The 16,186-nt window shown below is 48.0% G+C and carries 17 protein-coding genes and 1 other annotated feature; of the genes, 5 read left to right on the forward strand and 12 right to left on the reverse strand.

The window, feature by feature from the left end; genetic code table 11:
- Together SB752_RS26445 and argS are read left to right on the forward strand one after the other, a co-directional pair.
- Positions 1 to 199: hypothetical protein (locus SB752_RS26445; protein ID WP_410718459.1), on the forward strand; the 199-nt coding region annotated here is incomplete at its 5' end.
- Positions 200 to 251: 52 nt separating this feature from the next.
- Positions 252 to 514: a binding site (T-box leader), on the forward strand.
- Between the two features lie 70 nt (positions 515 to 584).
- Positions 585 to 2,300 carry an arginine--tRNA ligase gene (gene argS, locus SB752_RS26450; protein ID WP_410718460.1) on the forward strand — a complete coding sequence of 572 codons (1,716 nt, stop codon included), beginning with the start codon at positions 585 to 587 and terminating at the stop codon, positions 2,298 to 2,300.
- A gap of 95 nt (positions 2,301 to 2,395) precedes the next feature.
- Here the strand turns inward: argS and SB752_RS26455 are convergent, their stop codons facing one another.
- From SB752_RS26455 to SB752_RS26480, 6 genes are all read right to left on the reverse strand, one after another.
- Positions 2,396 to 3,577 carry a thiolase family protein gene (locus SB752_RS26455; RefSeq protein ID WP_410718461.1) on the reverse strand — a complete coding sequence of 394 codons (1,182 nt, stop codon included), beginning with the start codon at positions 3,575 to 3,577 and terminating at the stop codon, positions 2,396 to 2,398.
- A gap of 27 nt (positions 3,578 to 3,604) precedes the next feature.
- The gene (locus SB752_RS26460) at positions 3,605 to 4,345 is read right to left on the reverse strand and encodes an amino acid ABC transporter ATP-binding protein (RefSeq protein ID WP_410718462.1); all 741 of its coding nucleotides are present in this window, start codon (positions 4,343 to 4,345) and stop codon (positions 3,605 to 3,607) included.
- Positions 4,346 to 4,363: 18 nt separating this feature from the next.
- Positions 4,364 to 5,029, reverse strand: coding sequence for an amino acid ABC transporter permease (locus tag SB752_RS26465; protein ID WP_103108632.1), 666 nt, complete (start codon positions 5,027 to 5,029; stop codon positions 4,364 to 4,366).
- Positions 5,030 to 5,115: 86 nt separating this feature from the next.
- Positions 5,116 to 5,919, reverse strand: coding sequence for a transporter substrate-binding domain-containing protein (locus SB752_RS26470; RefSeq protein WP_410718463.1), 804 nt, complete (start codon positions 5,917 to 5,919; stop codon positions 5,116 to 5,118).
- A 44-nt stretch (positions 5,920 to 5,963) separates the two neighbouring features.
- Positions 5,964 to 6,626, reverse strand: coding sequence for a 3-oxoacid CoA-transferase subunit B (locus tag SB752_RS26475; RefSeq protein WP_410718464.1), 663 nt, complete (start codon positions 6,624 to 6,626; stop codon positions 5,964 to 5,966).
- Entirely contained in the window at positions 6,626 to 7,291 is a 666-nt protein-coding gene (locus tag SB752_RS26480) for a CoA transferase subunit A (protein WP_410718465.1), read from the reverse strand. The genes SB752_RS26475 and SB752_RS26480 overlap by 1 nt, the downstream gene beginning before the upstream one ends.
- Before the next feature lie 285 nt (positions 7,292 to 7,576).
- Here SB752_RS26480 and SB752_RS26485 point away from each other — a divergent pair, with 285 nt between their 5' ends.
- A complete protein-coding gene (locus SB752_RS26485) occupies positions 7,577 to 9,004 on the forward strand; it encodes a sigma-54 interaction domain-containing protein (RefSeq protein WP_410718466.1) in 1,428 nt (475 codons plus the stop codon).
- Between the two features lie 205 nt (positions 9,005 to 9,209).
- Here the strand turns inward: SB752_RS26485 and SB752_RS26490 are convergent, their stop codons facing one another.
- The gene (locus SB752_RS26490) at positions 9,210 to 9,614 is read right to left on the reverse strand and encodes a hypothetical protein (protein WP_410718467.1); all 405 of its coding nucleotides are present in this window, start codon (positions 9,612 to 9,614) and stop codon (positions 9,210 to 9,212) included.
- Positions 9,615 to 9,666: 52 nt separating this feature from the next.
- The gene (locus tag SB752_RS26495; RefSeq protein ID WP_410718468.1) at positions 9,667 to 10,509 is read right to left on the reverse strand and encodes a deoxyribonuclease IV; all 843 of its coding nucleotides are present in this window, start codon (positions 10,507 to 10,509) and stop codon (positions 9,667 to 9,669) included.
- 296 nt (positions 10,510 to 10,805) lie between these two features.
- Here SB752_RS26495 and SB752_RS26500 point away from each other — a divergent pair, with 296 nt between their 5' ends.
- Together SB752_RS26500 and SB752_RS26505 are read left to right on the forward strand one after the other, a co-directional pair.
- The gene (locus tag SB752_RS26500; RefSeq protein ID WP_410718469.1) at positions 10,806 to 11,399 is read left to right on the forward strand and encodes a TetR/AcrR family transcriptional regulator; all 594 of its coding nucleotides are present in this window, start codon (positions 10,806 to 10,808) and stop codon (positions 11,397 to 11,399) included.
- Between the two features lie 61 nt (positions 11,400 to 11,460).
- A complete protein-coding gene (locus SB752_RS26505) occupies positions 11,461 to 12,702 on the forward strand; it encodes an MFS transporter (RefSeq protein WP_410718470.1) in 1,242 nt (413 codons plus the stop codon).
- A 1-nt stretch (position 12,703) separates the two neighbouring features.
- Here the strand turns inward: SB752_RS26505 and SB752_RS26510 are convergent, their stop codons facing one another.
- The 4 genes from SB752_RS26510 to SB752_RS26525 all read right to left on the reverse strand — a co-directional run bounded on the left by SB752_RS26510 (position 12,704) and on the right by SB752_RS26525 (position 16,169).
- Complete coding sequence (locus SB752_RS26510) at positions 12,704 to 13,573, reverse strand: universal stress protein (protein ID WP_410718471.1); 870 nt, start codon at positions 13,571 to 13,573, stop codon at positions 12,704 to 12,706.
- Between the two features lie 153 nt (positions 13,574 to 13,726).
- Positions 13,727 to 14,788, reverse strand: coding sequence for an HD-GYP domain-containing protein (locus SB752_RS26515; RefSeq protein WP_410718472.1), 1,062 nt, complete (start codon positions 14,786 to 14,788; stop codon positions 13,727 to 13,729).
- Between the two features lie 79 nt (positions 14,789 to 14,867).
- Positions 14,868 to 15,725, reverse strand: a complete 858-nt coding sequence (locus SB752_RS26520) for a patatin-like phospholipase family protein (protein ID WP_410718473.1) — start codon at positions 15,723 to 15,725, stop codon at positions 14,868 to 14,870.
- A 132-nt stretch (positions 15,726 to 15,857) separates the two neighbouring features.
- Complete coding sequence (locus SB752_RS26525) at positions 15,858 to 16,169, reverse strand: hypothetical protein (protein ID WP_410718474.1); 312 nt, start codon at positions 16,167 to 16,169, stop codon at positions 15,858 to 15,860.
- Positions 16,170 to 16,186 lie beyond the last annotated feature (17 nt).

Consider the following 16,186-nt stretch of genomic DNA (forward strand, 5'->3'; position numbering starts at 1 on the left):
CTTGATCGATGTAAAGACGCCGAAGAGCGACCGCGTTTTAGAGGTAGGTTGTTATGCGCTTCGGAAAGATTTCCTACGCGGAAAAACAACCTTGATCGATGTAAAGACGCCGAAGAGCGACCGCGTTTTAGAGGTAGGTTGTTATGCGCTTCGGAAAGATTTCCTACATGGAAAAACAACCTTAACGATGAAAAAATAACGCAGAGTGAGTTGCGAACAAGGGTAGCAAACATTTATAATGCAAGAGACAAAGTGAATCGTAGATGAGGACAGTACTCCATATGTGAAGCCAAAGCGAGTCGGGGATGGTGCGAGCCCGATGCGTTTGCAATGTGAGGAAGCGCCCCTCGGAGATGCGGCCTGAACGTCCTGGTTGTGCGTAAAAGCACCAGGATCGTGTAGGGTGTTGCCGGGACTGCCCGTTACAGCAGGTTAAGCGGTTTTTGCCCGTCATGATCCATTTGGCAAAAACAACAAGAGTGGCACCGCGGGAGAACAACCTCTCGTCTCTTTTTTATAGGAGACGTAGAGGTTTTTTTGTTGCTCAGGTTCCGACCCGTTTTACAATCGAAAGGAGAATGAACATGAGTTACAAACATCAAGTCGCAGAAAAGATTGCTTCTGCGCTCACATCTCTTGGTGTAGACAGCTTTACCATGGAAAACGTGTACGCCATGCTGGAGACACCACCAAACCCTGCTATGGGTGATATCGCATTCCCATGCTTCCAATTGGCAAAAGCACTGCGCAAGGCTCCGCCTATGATCGCAGCTGAGCTGGCTGGTCAAATCACTGGCTCACCTCTAAAGGAAGCAAAAGCAGTAGGACCATATGTAAACCTCTTCCTGAATCAGGAAGACGTAGCGGTTCAAGTGATCGGAACGATTCTCTCACAAGGCAGCCAATACGGTGACAGCAACCATGGTAAAGGACGCAAGGTTCCGATTGACCTCTCCTCCCCGAACATTGCTAAGCCGTTTTCGATGGGGCACCTGCGCTCTACTGTAATCGGAAACGCTATCGCAAATATTATGGAAAAGCAAGGCTACGAGCCGGTGCGGATCAATCACTTGGGTGACTGGGGTACACAATTCGGCAAACTGATCGTCGCTTATCGTCTCTGGGGTGATGAGGAGAAGGTAAAAGCTGAACCGATCAAGGAGCTGTTGAGTCTTTATGTTCGCTTCCATGAAGAAGTAGAAAACGACCCTACTCTGGAAGACCAAGGCCGTGAATGGTTTAAAAAGCTGGAGGACGGCGACGCAGAGGCAGAGCATCTGTGGACATGGTTCCGCGAAGAATCACTCAAGGAGTTTATGAAGATTTACGACTTGATGAACGTATCGTTCGACTCAACCAATGGGGAAGCTTTTTACAACGACAAAATGGATCGCGTCGTTACACTCCTGGAGGAAAAAGGTCTGTTGACCGAATCAGATGGTGCGATGGTAGTCAATCTCGATGAATACAACATGCCGCCATGTCTGATCAAAAAATCGGACGGTGCTACCTTGTATGCTACACGTGATTTGGCAGCAGCATTGTTCCGTCATGAATCATACGATTTCGCCAAAGCCCTCTATGTGGTAGGAAACGAGCAACGCCTCCACTTCCAACAGCTTTATAAAGTGCTAGAGAAAATGGGCTACTCCTGGTCGGCTGACATGCATCACATCCCGTTCGGCATGATGCTCAAGGACGGCAAAAAAATGTCTACCCGCAAAGGGAAGGTCGTTTTGTTAGAAGAAGTTTTGGCCCAAGCGATTGCCGATGTACAAAAAGTGATCGAGGAGAAAAATCCTTCCTTGGCAAACAAAGAAGAGGTTTCTCGTCAAGTCGGCGTGGGCGCTGTTATTTTCCACGACTTGAAAAACTACCGTCTGAACGATATCAACTTCTCTTGGGAAGAAATGCTTACCTTCGAAGGCGAAACAGGTCCATACGTACAATACACGCACGCTCGCGCATGCTCGCTATTGCGTAAAGGAAATTATCAGCCTTCCCCTACAGCAAGCCTGACTCCAGGTTCTTTGGATGGCAAGGAAGCATGGGCTGTTATTACCTTGTTAAACGGCTTCCCTGAAGTAATTGATCGCGCTGCGGCAAATTTCGATCCATCGCAAATCGGAAAATACGTTATCGATCTCGCTCAATCCTTCAATAAGTTTTATGCAAATGTCCGCATTCTCGCGGAAGAAGAAGACGTTAAGGCTTCTCGCCTCCAGCTCGTAGCTGCGGTCGTCTGCGTTCTCAAGGAAGGCTTGCGACTCATGGGTCTGGCTGCACCAGAAGAAATGTAATCCACATCCATTTGCTGAATCAAAACAGAAAGCCGGCTGCATTCCTCTTGATAGGAAGCGCCGGCTTTTGTTCTCTTTACGTCCAACCATGCTAGTTAAAGTGTCAGGTTTTCATAAATCACAGACATGCCCATCCCGCCTGCCATGCAAAGCGTCACCATGCCATACTTTTCTTGTCTGCGAATCATTTCGTTGATCAGAGTCACGGTCAGTTTTGCGCCAGTCGCTCCAACCGGATGGCCTAAGGCGATCGCTCCCCCGTTTACATTCACTTTGCTCTCGTCCAGCTCCAGGCATTTGATCACAGACAGCGCTTGTGCCGCAAAAGCCTCGTTCAATTCGATGAGTCCAATCTCATCGAGTGTCAAGCCTGCCTTTTCCAGCGCTTTTTGCGTTGCTGGTACTGGCCCGATCCCCATTACTCCAGGCTCAACTCCTGCGCTTGCAAAAGCTTTTATTTTTACAAGCGGCGTCAAGCCAGATTCGACTGCTTTTTCGCGAGACATCATCAATACGGCTGCTGCACCATCGTTCATCGGACAAGCATTTCCTGCGGTGACTGTTCCCTCTTTTTGGAAAACACTGCGCAGCTTTGCTAGTTCCTCCAGCTTGATATCCAGTCGTACTGATTCATCCTGATCAAAAACCCGAAGTCCTTTGCGCTCTTTGATTTCAATCGGAACGATCTCACCTTGGAACTTGCCCGCTTCGATAGCAGCGGCTGCCTTTTTGTGACTCTCGTAGGCAAACTGGTCCTGCTCTTCACGAGAAATACCGTACTGCGTGGCAAGTCTTTCTGCGGTAATGCCCATATGCTCACCCTCCAGCGAGCAGATTAAGCCATCGGACAAAAGCGCATCCTCCATAGTCAAATTACCGAACTTGCTCCCCCAACGATTTTTCACTAAATAGGGAACATTACTCATACTTTCCACGCCACCCGCGATCACTACGTCTTCCTGTCCCGCAGTAATTGCCAAGGCAGCGCTTCCAATTGCTTTCAACCCTGAACCACAAGCCTTGATGACGATATGCCCATAAACACTACGGGGAAATCCGGCCAGCTGCGAGCTGATACGTGCAGCATTCAGTCCTCCCCCATGTACGTAGCCATTCCCAAAAATGACTTCATTGACTTCCTGTTTGGGAAAAGCAGTCCTCTCCATCAAGCCTTCCAAAACCTGACGTCCCAGCTCTGTGGCTGGAACATCTCGCAGACTTTTACCGAAGGCTCCAACCGCGCTGCGCACTCCAGATACGATTACGACTTCTCTCATGCTATTGCTCCCTTTCTTTTTGTCGCTCTACAAGACCCGGTTCAAAAATTCTCTCGTACGTTCTTCTTTCGGGTTGTTAAAAATTTCCTGTGGGCGTGCCATCTCTTCAATCCTGCCCTGATTCATAAACGCAACCCAATCAGCCACTTCTTTGGCGAATCCCATCTCATGCGTAACGATGATCATCGTCATTCCTTCCTGAGCAAGCTGCTTCATCGTCTCAAGCACTTCCCCTACGAGCTCTGGGTCAAGCGCTGACGTCGGCTCATCGAACAGCATGATCTCTGGCTTCATCGCGAGCGACCTCGCAATTGCTACTCGTTGTTTCTGTCCACCGGAGAGGCTGGATGGATAAACATTCGCCTTATCCGACAGACCTACCTTCTGCAACAGACGGAGCGCTTCCTGCTTCGTTTCCTCTTTGCCTGCCTTTTTTGCAATTAATGGTGCCTCCATGATGTTTTCCAGAACGGTTTTGTGCGGAAACAGGTTGAAATGCTGAAATACCATGCCTACCTTTTGGCGAACCTTGGTCAAATCGTCCTTTTTCGGATCGATGCTTTTTCCTTCAATAAAAATTTCCCCACCGCTTTTGGTCTCCAGAAAATTGATGCATCGGATTAACGTGCTCTTACCCGATCCACTGGCTCCGATGAGCACCACTACTTCACCCTTGCTTACTTGCAAGGTAATATCCCTCAGAACTTCTACCTGACCAAAGCTTTTCTTCAGGTTTTGCACACGGATCATTTCTTGTTTGTTCTCCATCGTTTTCCCCCCAGCGCTTTACGCGTCTCCTTTTGCCAAACGCTTTTCCATCAGGTGGACAACATACGTAAATATCATGACAACCACCAGGTAATAAAAGGCTACGATCAAAAAATACGTCATTTCATCGAAGGTTTCCGCAGATAGGCGGCGTGCTAACGAGAACAACTCGTCCATCGCGATGAATGCTGCCAGAGAAGACTCTTTCAGAGATAAAATAAACTGGTTGCCGAGTGGCGGAATCGACCTTTTCAAGGCTTGTGGCAAAATGATTCGGCGCATGGTTTGGCGTGCGGACATCCCCAAAGACAGACCTGCCTCCATCTGTCCTTTATCGATTGACTGGATCGATCCTCGGAATATTTCTGCGATGTAAGCACCGCTGTGAATCGCCAGTGCGAGTGCAGCCGACCAAAATTGACCGAGATCGATGATTTTATAAAAACCGAAGTATAGGACAAAAATCTGTACGATAAGCGGAGTTCCACGGATGACCATGATATAAACGTTGGCGATAAATGCAGCCACCGGGAGCTTTGATACCTTCAAAAGAGCAACAAACAACCCGATAATCGATCCCACGATAACGGAAGCAATCGTCAACTCGAACGTCAGTAGTAATGGCTTCCAAAAAAACGGCAATGTACGGAAAAACTCTTCAGTCAGATGTGCAATACTGGGCACTCAATGCCACCCCTCGCTTGTAATGGAATGTGCCTGCCATACCATTGTGTCTAACGGTACGGCAGGTGGTATGCGGATGGAGACGACTATTCGTTTTTACTGATGTCACGATTGAAGTACTTTTCACTCAGTTTTACGTAGGTACCGTCTTCATGCATTTGCTTCAACGCTTCGTTGATCTTGTTCAAAAGTTCCGTATTTCCTTTGCGCACAGCGATTCCATGCTGAACTTCAGATAGCGCTGCCCCGCTTTTCTTAATCTTCAGACCTTGTTGAATCGCAATTTCTCCGATGACACTATCTGTAATCACAACATCATGCTTTCCCTGTTCCAAGGCGCGCAGAGCGGTTACATCACTGTCATACGTTTTAATGTTATCCGTATATTCCCGAGCCATCTTTTCATGAGTTGTCCCCAGAGCAACCGCCACTTCCTTGCCTTTCAGCCCTTCCAGTGTAGAGATCGTGCCGTCCGGGCGTGTGAATAGCTGCCCACCGGACAAATAGTACGGGTCAGCGAAATCAATCTGCTGCTTCCGCTCTTCTGTAATCGCATGGCTGGCAATAGCCGCATCGTAGCGTCCTTCTTTTACCCCGGCGATAATTCCTGAAAAAGGCGAAGTCACTCCCTTTGGCTCAAGACCGAGGCGCTTGGCGATCTCATTGCCGATTTCGATATCGAATCCGGTCAATTGAGCGTCTTTGAAATAGCTGAATGGCTGGTATTCACCGGAAGCGGCGTAAATGAACACACCCGCCTCTTTTGTCATGGAGGTGGCCTCGCCAGCTGCTTGTCCCCCATTGCTGCCAGGAGCAGCGCCTTGGCTACATCCCGCGAGAAGTGACATAGAGAATACTACGCTTGCGATGGTTTTCATTGTTTTTTTCATTTTTGTAAGCCCCCTTAATTTTTTGATAGCGTTTTCTTGTTTCGCTACTCAACCAGTTGTAAATTTTCTGAAATATTCAGAGTCGCTCCTGTATGCAAAATGACATTTTTCAAAGAGTACGGGTACATGACCTCCGTCAGCAGCAATCCATTCTGGGTGACTTCAATCACGGCCCTCTCAGTGATAATCAAATCGACACACCCTTTTGCTGTAAGCGGCAATGTGCATTCCTTGCGAATTTTTGGCTCGCCATTTGGGTCAACATGACTCATGAGTACAATCACTTTTTTCGCGTAGTAAGCCAGCTCTGCCCCGCCACCGAAACCATGAACACGTGATCCGGGAACGATCCAGTTTGCCAGGTCGCCTTTGCGGTTCACTTGCAAGGCCCCGATAAAAGCTACATCGAGCTTCCGCCTGCGGATCATGCCATAAGCAATGGTACTGTCGAAATATGATGCCCCTGGCACAACGGTAACAGGAGCTCCACCTGCATTGGATATATGCTGATCTTCTTCGCCCTTTATAGGAGTCGGGCCAAGACCAAGGATTCCATTTACCGAGTGAAACATCACTTGCCATTCATTCGGGATAAAATCTGCAACCAGCTCGGGAATCCCGATCCCTAGATTAACTGCCATTCCGGGAGCTATCTCTTTGGCTGCACGTCTCGCAACCATGTTTCGCTGATCTATTTCCAGACCCATTACGAACTCCCTCCGCTGCGCGTTACGATCCAGTCCACAAAAATACCGGGCGTCACGATTTTCTCCGGGTCCAATTCTCCTACGGGAACAATTTCCTCCACCTCAGCAATCGTGATATCCGAAGCCATCGCTACCAACGGATTCAGATTTCTCGCGGTCTTGTCATAGATCAGGTTTCCGTACGTGTCTGCTTGTTTCGCATAGACGATCCCAACCTCTGCTGTAATCGCCGGTTCAATCAGAGCTGGCCTTCCTGCAAAGATGACTGGCTCTCCTCCTTCCGCCCTCTCTCCCCCCATGTTCGCATCTACAACGATTCCGGGAATACCAACGCCTCCCGCACGAATCTTTTCTGCGAGAATCCCTTGTGAATAAAATGTCACTTCGAGTTTCCCGTCCATCATTTGCTGACCGGCTTCGGGATTGGAGCCGATATGCGTAGTAATCAAGTGCTTCACCCGCCTGTGACTGATCAGTTTTCCGATTCCCACATTCGGATATCCGGCATCAATCCCAATGAGCGTCAAGCTGCGGATGCCCTTCTGCAAGATTGTATCAATCAGTAATGCGGGTGAACCAATGGTACCAAAGCCGCCATGCATCAGCCGGCTACCATCCAATACATGTTCTACAGCTTGTTCGCGAGTCACCAGTTTTGACAACATAGCATGCAATTCCTTATCTCTCTTATTCTCTTGTAAATCGCTTACGTCTCTCCTAAATTAGCAAATCTTGTGCCAACTCGAAAAAAGCTGAAAAATGGCGAATGATGTGAAAGCGGTATCTTTTTGGATGAATCGAAGTAGATTCACTTTCGAATCGAAAATAGCGAGAAATGCATTCTTTTCGCGCGAATCTTTTTCGACTCACTTCTTTTCAAAATCGATTCACTATACAATAAGCAGTAAGATCCTGTACAATCAGTTGAAAAATGGGGGGAGCTTATCAAGATGGAGAAAGATGCGGAGATACTAGCTTTGTCCTCAGTCGTTCGTTTCATCGATATTCTCAATGCGCTCGCAGACGGTATTTTCATTTCCGATGCACAAGGAACCACGCTTTGGCTGAACAATGCGAGTGAAAACCTGTGCGGCATACCAAAGTCAGAGATCATTGGGAAAAATGTATCTGAGCTAGAAGAAATGGGAATCTTCAATCCTTCTGTCACGCGCTTGGTTCTGGAATCAGGGAAGCCAACTACAACCATTCAATTGGTTAATAGAAAGGGAAAGTTTCTGGTGACCGGGCATATTATTCCCGATGAGGATGGGAGGCCTGAGTTGATCATCGCCCATTCCCGAGACATCACGGAGGCAGCCCGCGCCAGCTCGCAATTGGAAGAAACGGTCGCATTGTTGAAGCGCTACAGTGAAGAGATCCAGCTCATGAAGTGGGAGGCGAGCCAGAGCTCTTCCCAAACCTTGATCGGCAACAGCCGGTCCTACCTCGCCCTTTTGGAATTGATGAAAAAAGCCGCTCCCATCGACACCACCATCTTGATTAGAGGGGAAACAGGTGTAGGAAAAAGCTATCTTGCTGAACAAATTCACCAGCTGAGCGAGCGCAGCAACGAACCTTTCATCCATGTCAACTGTAGCGCCATTCCCGAAACCTTGATCGAGTCAGAGCTGTTCGGCTATCACAAAGGGGCGTTTACGGGGGCTAGCCATTCGGGGAAAATTGGCTTAGTGAAAATGGCGGATAAAGGGACATTGTTCTTGGACGAAATTAGTGAGCTGCCCTACCACTTGCAGTCTAAATTACTCTTGCTCCTGCAAAATAAAACGTTTATGCCCATCGGCGGCACCAAAACCTATACGGCTGACATTCGAATTATCACCGCCACCAATGCCAATCTTCAGGATCTGGTACGATTGGGTAAATTCAGGCACGACCTGTACTATCGCCTTAATATTTTGCCCATCCATGTACCACCATTGCGCGAGCGAAAAGATGATGTATTCCCTCTGCTGCACCACAATCTGCAGAAATTCAATCGCAAGCATAACCAGAAAAGGCGGTTTACCTCGGAAGTGCTGGATGTATTGCATCAATATGATTGGCCCGGAAATGTGCGAGAGCTGGAAAATTTGGTGGAGCGCATCGTCATCACGTCCAAGCTTGATGAAATTCAGGTCACCGATTTGCCAGAAGAGCTGCGAAGCATACGCGAGCTAGAGGAAGGACTTCTCACGCTAGGCTCTCTCTCCCTGACCGAGCGGATGGAAAAAATTGAGGTGGAATTCATCATGCAAGCCTTGCGCACCCATAAAACTACCCGAAAAACAGCTTCTTCCCTCGGCATCACCCAGTCGCTTTTAATGCGTAGAATCAAAAAGTATGAAATCCAACTGGATATCGAGGACGAAATCACCTAACAAAGAGCAGTCAGGCGACCAAAAGCCGATACTTCCCTTCTATCGAGGAAGTACCGGCTTTTTATTTGATTCATTGACCTTATTTCTCAGGCTCCTGCATTGCAAACGATTGAAGCATTCATGTAGGGTACATAGAAGTTTGTGTTGTGAAAGAAAAAAGAACGATCTGTGTCGATCGCTCCTTCACTGCACTGGCTCTCTTGACTTATCCTTCTACTTCTGCCTTCTTCTTTTTGCCAAACCATGTGTTTGCTACCATTTCAACAACCTGCTTTGGCAATGACTGCGGCGCTTGTACTTCATTCCCGCTCGCATCGACACTGCGGTACAGGAGAGCTTTGTCATCTGCAGGGTCTGACTTCGTTTGCAGTGTGTGCTCTCCGATTTGACCAGCGTTCGTCCACTCTTCAATCATCAGCTGATATTCACTTGGTGCAAGCTCAATATAGTCTTCCTCCGTGACATCAACAATAGCATATCCGTCATGCTCAATTTCCGCATCGTATATATTCCCGTTGGCTGCCTCGTACAAAGCCAATTCCTCCGGGTTGTTCAAGTTTTCCTTAAGCGGAGCAAAATCCGCGATTGTCACTTTGACTCGTCTTGTCATAGGTACTCCTCCCATTGTTCACCACATCAACTCACACTGTACCACAACTGGGTCAACCCTGCCAATTGTCTGCCAGCTGATGCACATGCCTGATTTCCTCTGCGTGACTGTCTCCTCCTGTTTTTGGCGTCTCTAATACAAGCGGCAAGCCTTGTAATTCTGGTGTCTGCAAAAAAGCAGCAAATGCCTCATCACCGATCATCCCCTTGCCAATCTGCGCATGGCGATCACGAAAGGAGCTCGTCTGGTAGACCGAATCGTTTAGATGCACCGCGCACAAGCTGGAGAAATAATCAAGCTCACGCATTTTATCCGCGACCTGCTCCCAATTGCTCCCATTCCATAATCCACTGGCGAAGCTGTGGCATGTATCCAAGCAAAAGCCTACTTTGTGTGGCTCGGCAAACAGCTCCCGCACCTGTGTCAGCTCTTCAAGCGTTGTACCCATCCGACTTCCCTGTCCAGCATTGTTTTCAATGAGCAGCTTGGCCCTGCCTTCCCAGCCATCCAGAATTTCATTAACCATCTGGATCATCAGCTTGTATCCCTCAAGTACATCCGAGCCTTTATGATGACCAAAATGAACGACCACGCCGATTGCCCCGCAAGCTTCCGCGATAGCTAGATCATTGCGTACAGACTCTTTTGTTATCTGGGCCAGCTCCGCATCTATTGTACAAAGGTTTACGGGATACGCTGTATGGGCAATCGACAGCAGCCCCTTTTCCGCACAGAACAAGCGACATGCTTCTGCATCCCGTTCATCGTATGCTTTCACTCCCAGGCTACGTGGATTTTTCGGAAAGAACTGAAAGGAGCTTGCTCCAAGTCTGTACGCGGTTTTCGCTGCCTCGACATATCCGTTGCGGATACTTACATGACATCCAATCTGCATCGCTCTCTCCCTTTCCATTCTTCCTTCCAGTTTCCCCACAGGCACAATTTCTCAATCGGACAGGGGAATGACACTTGCACTTTTTCACACGATCCATTAGACTAAATTTAAACCGAACGTTCAGTCTATAAGAAAACCTCTATCGAGGCTTTCTCAAGGAGGAGCGACCGCGTTTTAGCGGAAAGTTTCACCGAAGTAATGCCGGGAGCGAACGCTGAGGTACCTTGCCATGCGCTCCAGAATTCATAAGCGTCGCGCTTATGAATTCTTATACGTTAAAAAGGAGTACGGTTACCATGTCCAAACGCCGCCTTGACGGAGAGAAAACGAAGCTGCATATCGCCGAAAAAGCTACCGAGTTATTTTCCCAAAAAGGCTATTCCGCAACATCGATCGAAGACATTTGCCAGGCAACCGGTGCCAGCAAGGGAAGTCTCTACTACCATTTCAAAAACAAGGAGCAATTGTTCCTGTTCTTATTAGAAAAGCAGTATCAGGAGTTTGCCTGGCTATGGCAGCAAAAGGAAAAAGAGTATTCAACTTCGATTGAAAAGCTGTATGGGCTTGGGGCTTTTATCATTGACGATTTTTTGTCCCATCCTTTAAAAAGAGCTGGCGAAGAGTTCTCTGGCAGCCAATTAGCCGATCCAGCCATCATGGATCAGGTTATGGAGATTCTCGGCTCCACTTATACTCTGTATATCGCCCTTTTCCAAGAGGGTATGGAAAACGGCGAGTTTGCAAAAGATGACCCTACTGAGCTCGCTATGATTTACGAGGGACTGTTAAACGGACTGATAAGCGTCGGCTTGCAGTTCGAAGAGGAGCGTCTGCTTTCGCTGATGAAGCGAGGAATTGATGTCATGCTGCATGGTATTGTTGCCAGGTAGCTTTTTTTCAAACCTATTTAGACCGAACGTTCGGTTTAATTAAAAGGAGTGAATCACAATTATGAAAGAACTATGGGGAAACCGAATCTTTTTAACTGTTTTTATCACAGATACGCTGGAGAATGTCGGGATCTGGATACGAAATATGGCCCTGCTTTACTATGTCATGGAAATCAGTGGCAACAATCCAATCGCGGTTTCCCTCTTGACTGCGATCGAGCTTGTGCCGATCCTGCTCTTTTCCATCATCGGCGGAGCTTTGGCTGACAGATGGAATCCGAAGCGAACGATGATCGCGGGGAATCTGCTTAGCGCTTTATCCGTTTTTGTGATTGTCTTGTTGCTGTTGAAAGGGTTTTGGATTGCGGTCTTTTTTGCCACCTTTATCTCCGCAATCGTCTCTCAATTTTCGCAGCCTTCCTCAGCTAAATTGATGAAGCGTCACATCCCCGAGGAGCATGTCGGTGTCGCAGTGTCGATCGCTCAAAGCATGAGTGCGATCTTTCTGTTAGCTGGTCCTATTATCGGCAGCTTCTTTTACGAGCATATGGGCATATACCCATCACTCATCACCATGGCAGTGCTGTTTCTTATCTCCACGCTTATCTTACAAACACTACCCTCAACTGAAGCGACACCAAGAGAAGAGCATGGCTCGCTATTTTCCGATATCAAAGCCGGTATTACTTATGTGAATCAAAATCCTTCGTTAAAAGGAATCGCGATTTCCTTTGCCTGCCTAGGTCTTGGCTCGGGATTGATTAATCCACTTGAAGTATTTGTAGTTACAGACCGACTCTTGCTGCCCAAAGAATCAATACAATGGTTCGTTGCCTTGGAAGGACTTGGAATGCTGCTCGGTGGCATATTGGCATCTGCCTTCCACAAGCAATTGAATGGTCGCTATATCGTCACTGGCGGATTGATCTTTTTCGCCCTTTCTATTGTGGTCGAAGCACTCTCGGTATGGGTGTACGTAACTGCGACGATGCGCTTTTTCACGGGTGTCGGCATGGCCTTTCTGGAAATCGTCATCGGAATGCGCATGATCAAGCTCGTGGATGAAGCCTTTGTCGGTCGGGTAAATGGAACGATCATGCCGCTTTTAGTCGGGCTAATGATGACAGGCTCTTTCCTGGCAGGTCCGCTCATGCAGGCCACCTCACTCATCACTGTTTTCGTAATCGCTGGCTGCATTGTTCTATTCGCAGCGTGGAGAAGCTCACGAGTGAATTGGGATGCGACCCCAGTAGAACAAAAAACAACTGCCCGCAATACGGACAGTTGTACGTTTCAAGCGTAAATCATGAAGTTTTGACAATCAACAACGGCGTTTGGGTGCGATGAATGGTTTTAAACGTTACGCTACCGAGTAATGTACCTGCGATTCCACCCAAGCCGTGGTGTCCCAGAACAATCAGGTCGATCTCCTCTTCCTTTGCGGTCTCCCTGATCATGGTAGCCGGATCGCCGATCAATACTTTGCTTTCGAATGGAATCTGCTCGGCTTCAAACAGCTCTTCGTATGGTCGAATCGTCTCGCGGCCCCAGTCTTCCAGCGTCCCCGTGTCCTCCCAGCCTACGCCGTATACACCAGCGTACGCCACAGGAGGTGTGACTACTGTCAGCAGAGTAAAGGAGATACCCTCAATTTCCTTGCTCATGTCAATTGCTTTTTTTGCAGCTTCTTTTGCATGCTCGGAGCCGTCTACAGTGATCAGCACCTTTTTCCATGGGAAGCGGCTCGCATCGGTTTCCTCCGAAATCAAAAAGACAGGAATCTGTACATCGTGAATGGTTGGATAGCTGACACTTTGCAGCAGGAAGCCTGTCATTCGGCCATATCCATGCGTACCCATCACGATCGCGGCATGATCTTCTTTTGCATGCTTGGCGATCACCTCATGCGGCTCGCCGAACTCGATTTCCAGCTTGTAAGGCACTTGGGCTTCTTCCACGATGGTCAGAAACTTTTTCAAATCTTCTCGCGCTTCATCCAATTGGAAATCTTCTACGCTTTTTTGTCCCAGCTTGCGCACCACATTTCGAGATGGAAACGGGGGAATCGCATGCAGCAAGGTCAATTCATGCTTATCTTTAGCATAGGCCAGCGCAAAGCGGACCGCTTGAATAGACTGCGCAGAAAAATCAATAGGGACTAGAATTCGGGACATACAAACACGTCCTTTCCTCTTTTCATCATGGCAAGGCTGTCATTGATCATTCAACCTTTTGCCTACCCCCATTGTAGCCCAAGCCTACTATTTTGTATGTAGGGGAAATCCCTGATGTTGGAAGAAAAAAAACCTGATGCCTCTTCTCAACTGTCATTCCATTACACCAGTAATAAATATCGTCGTTTCTTCACCGAGATCAATATCATTGATTTCATGATCATCTGACATGCGCTTATTGGCAGACTGCTCACGCTTAATGACGCGAACGACAGGACGTGACGGCAAGCCGCGATTTTGGTCAATGACGATACCAATCTCACCCGTACTCAGCTTTAGAGATGTTCCTGTCGGATACAAAGCAATTGAGCGCAAGAAGTGAATGACCATTTTATGGTCAAAGCGCTTTTCGGCCAAGCCCATAACCCTTTCGCAGGCCTCGTACGCCGGGATCGTATCTTCTTCCTCTGAAAATGGCGAAATAAGATTGTCATAGTAGTTGCAGATCGCCACGATCTTGGCAAAATCATGGATTTCATCGCCGGAAAGTCCGCGCGGCACTCCGCTGCCATTTACCCATTCATGATGCTGCAAAGGAATGTGCGCAGAAACGACGCTCATCTCGTGCTTCTTTCGGAGAATGTGAAAACCAAGCCACGTATGGTGGTTATCCATACTGTTCTTCTTATAGGCTGGAGCCTCCTTGTCCACCGACAGCTTGCCGATGTCGTGCAAAATAGCCCCGATCGCCAGCTCCTTTAGCTGACTCGTGTTATACCCTAAGCCGACTCCCATCACAGTAGCCATCATGCATACGTTTAAGGAATGTATGTAGAGCGCGTTGTCATTCGTCCTGATTTCCCCAAGATTGAGCAAGACTCGTCTGTTGCGCAATGTTTCCTCTACAATATTGCCAACGGATTTCTGAATCCCTCTCACATCGAGATGCTTTCCAGACTGGACGCACGATATCGCACCGGATAAATTGCGGATCGCGTCTTTTCGAGTCGCTTCTGTGATGACTTCTTCCTCTTTGACCTCATCGAGAAATGGGTCCTTGATGCTTAGCATGTTTACACCGAAACGGCGCAATTTATTGATCATTCCAACAGTCAGCTGGACACCTGTATGCAGTAGCGTCAAGCCCTCACTCGAATAAATGCTTCGTGCCAATACATCGCCTGGCTCTACCTGTTCTAAGCTCACATATTTCATGAGGCCCTTCCTCCTGAATCTATCTCCCCTGTTGTTATTTCCCCATCTTAGCACTTGAAAAACATCTTTCGTAGTTCACTCACCCATCCCCGTTCTTATTCAGCCACAATTGCAGGCTTGCATAGCTGGATCTTGCATCCTCGTAGCCTTGATTGTAGTAATGGTGCAGCTTTTCCTTGCGTCTTTCAAATCCGCGAATAAACGATCCTTCAGGAGGTGCGATGACGAATGCTTTCCCCTCTCGTTGTAATTTCCGGATTTGCTCGACCGTCTCTATGAAAACGCGAAAGTGTCTAACCAAAGCCTGCTGAAGCTGGTTGCAACTGTTGAAAAACCGCTCCACCCGCCATAGATTGCGTACGATCCAGCCAGGGGCACTCGACGAAGTCAAGATAATAATATTGCGCTTGTTTCCATCGAGCATCGACTTCTGAACCGGGACCGGATGGGCGATGCCTCCGTCCCACAGCTCGCGCCCGTCAATAACCACTTTCGCTGAAACAAAGGGTAGACTGCAGGAAGCGCGAATAACATGGAACAGATTGTCGCAATCTTCTCTCCCGAAATAAACAGCTTCTCCAGTCGCACAATCAGTTGCCACCACGACAAACTGTTCCGTAGCCTCATGAAAGCGATCAAAAGCAAAGGGCTCGAGTTTGTGTGGAATCTCATCAAAAATAAAATCCATTCCGAATATAGGCTTTTTGCTGAGTAAGTTGGCGATATTAAAATATCTGGGATCATGAATGTACTTGGTATGCATGATTTTCCCCAGCCCATGCTGTCTTGCCAGATAGGCGGCACCGTTGCAGGCTCCTGCTGACACAGCGATGACATACGGGACGTACAGATTCTGCTCCATAAAATAATCCAGAACCCCAGCGGTATAAATCCCTCTCATCCCTCCGCCTTGTAAAACAAGACCGACTTTTTCCATACCCATCACCTGTTTAGTTGTGGTTATGGCTAGTATGAGTGGATGCAGCTTGCTTCATACGATTGGATAACCAGCAATTGAACCCAGCACCATTCGAACACAAAAAAACGACCCTGCCATGGGGTCGCCTGATTACTCTTCCTTTTTCATCACACTGTACTGATCACGGACCATGGATACATCCTCGCTCTGCTGGGTAAGCTCCAGCTTATGAAGAATATCGGATAATACTGATGCAAAAATCAAGGTCAACTCACCTGTATTGACCGGAGTTCGAAAATAATGCGCAATCATTTCATATCCTTTTCGCGTGTAAGATTCCGTATCCTTCTCATCCAGTGCCTCACACAGCTCTGCTATCAAATCATTGAGTGCGATACGCGTCACCTCATACACATCAGGCTGCTCGCTCACTACTGAATCCGTCTCTTTTTTTACACCCAACTGCTTCCCCTCCTTCC

It is taken from the genome of Brevibacillus sp. SIMBA_040, from assembly GCF_046535075.1.
Lineage (GTDB): Bacteria > Bacillota > Bacilli > Brevibacillales > Brevibacillaceae > Brevibacillus.

Bases quoted from the DNA above. Each gene is read 5' to 3' on its own strand.
- argS (WP_410718460.1), top strand. From the start codon at position 585: ATGAGTTACAAACATCAAGTCGCAGAAAAGATTGCTTCTGCGCTCACA.
- SB752_RS26455 (WP_410718461.1), bottom strand. From the start codon at position 3,577: ATGAGAGAAGTCGTAATCGTATCTGGAGTGCGCAGCGCGGTTGGAGCC.
- SB752_RS26460 (WP_410718462.1), bottom strand. From the start codon at position 4,345: ATGGAGAACAAACAAGAAATGATCCGTGTGCAAAACCTGAAGAAAAGC.
- SB752_RS26470 (WP_410718463.1), bottom strand. From the start codon at position 5,919: ATGAAAAAAACAATGAAAACCATCGCAAGCGTAGTATTCTCTATGTCA.
- SB752_RS26475 (WP_410718464.1), bottom strand. From the start codon at position 6,626: ATGGGTCTGGAAATAGATCAGCGAAACATGGTTGCGAGACGTGCAGCC.
- SB752_RS26480 (WP_410718465.1), bottom strand. From the start codon at position 7,291: ATGTTGTCAAAACTGGTGACTCGCGAACAAGCTGTAGAACATGTATTG.
- SB752_RS26485 (WP_410718466.1), top strand. From the start codon at position 7,577: ATGGAGAAAGATGCGGAGATACTAGCTTTGTCCTCAGTCGTTCGTTTC.
- SB752_RS26490 (WP_410718467.1), bottom strand. From the start codon at position 9,614: ATGACAAGACGAGTCAAAGTGACAATCGCGGATTTTGCTCCGCTTAAG.
- SB752_RS26495 (WP_410718468.1), bottom strand. From the start codon at position 10,509: ATGCAGATTGGATGTCATGTAAGTATCCGCAACGGATATGTCGAGGCA.
- SB752_RS26500 (WP_410718469.1), top strand. From the start codon at position 10,806: ATGTCCAAACGCCGCCTTGACGGAGAGAAAACGAAGCTGCATATCGCC.
- SB752_RS26505 (WP_410718470.1), top strand. From the start codon at position 11,461: ATGAAAGAACTATGGGGAAACCGAATCTTTTTAACTGTTTTTATCACA.
- SB752_RS26510 (WP_410718471.1), bottom strand. From the start codon at position 13,573: ATGTCCCGAATTCTAGTCCCTATTGATTTTTCTGCGCAGTCTATTCAA.
- SB752_RS26515 (WP_410718472.1), bottom strand. From the start codon at position 14,788: ATGAAATATGTGAGCTTAGAACAGGTAGAGCCAGGCGATGTATTGGCA.
- SB752_RS26520 (WP_410718473.1), bottom strand. From the start codon at position 15,725: ATGGAAAAAGTCGGTCTTGTTTTACAAGGCGGAGGGATGAGAGGGATT.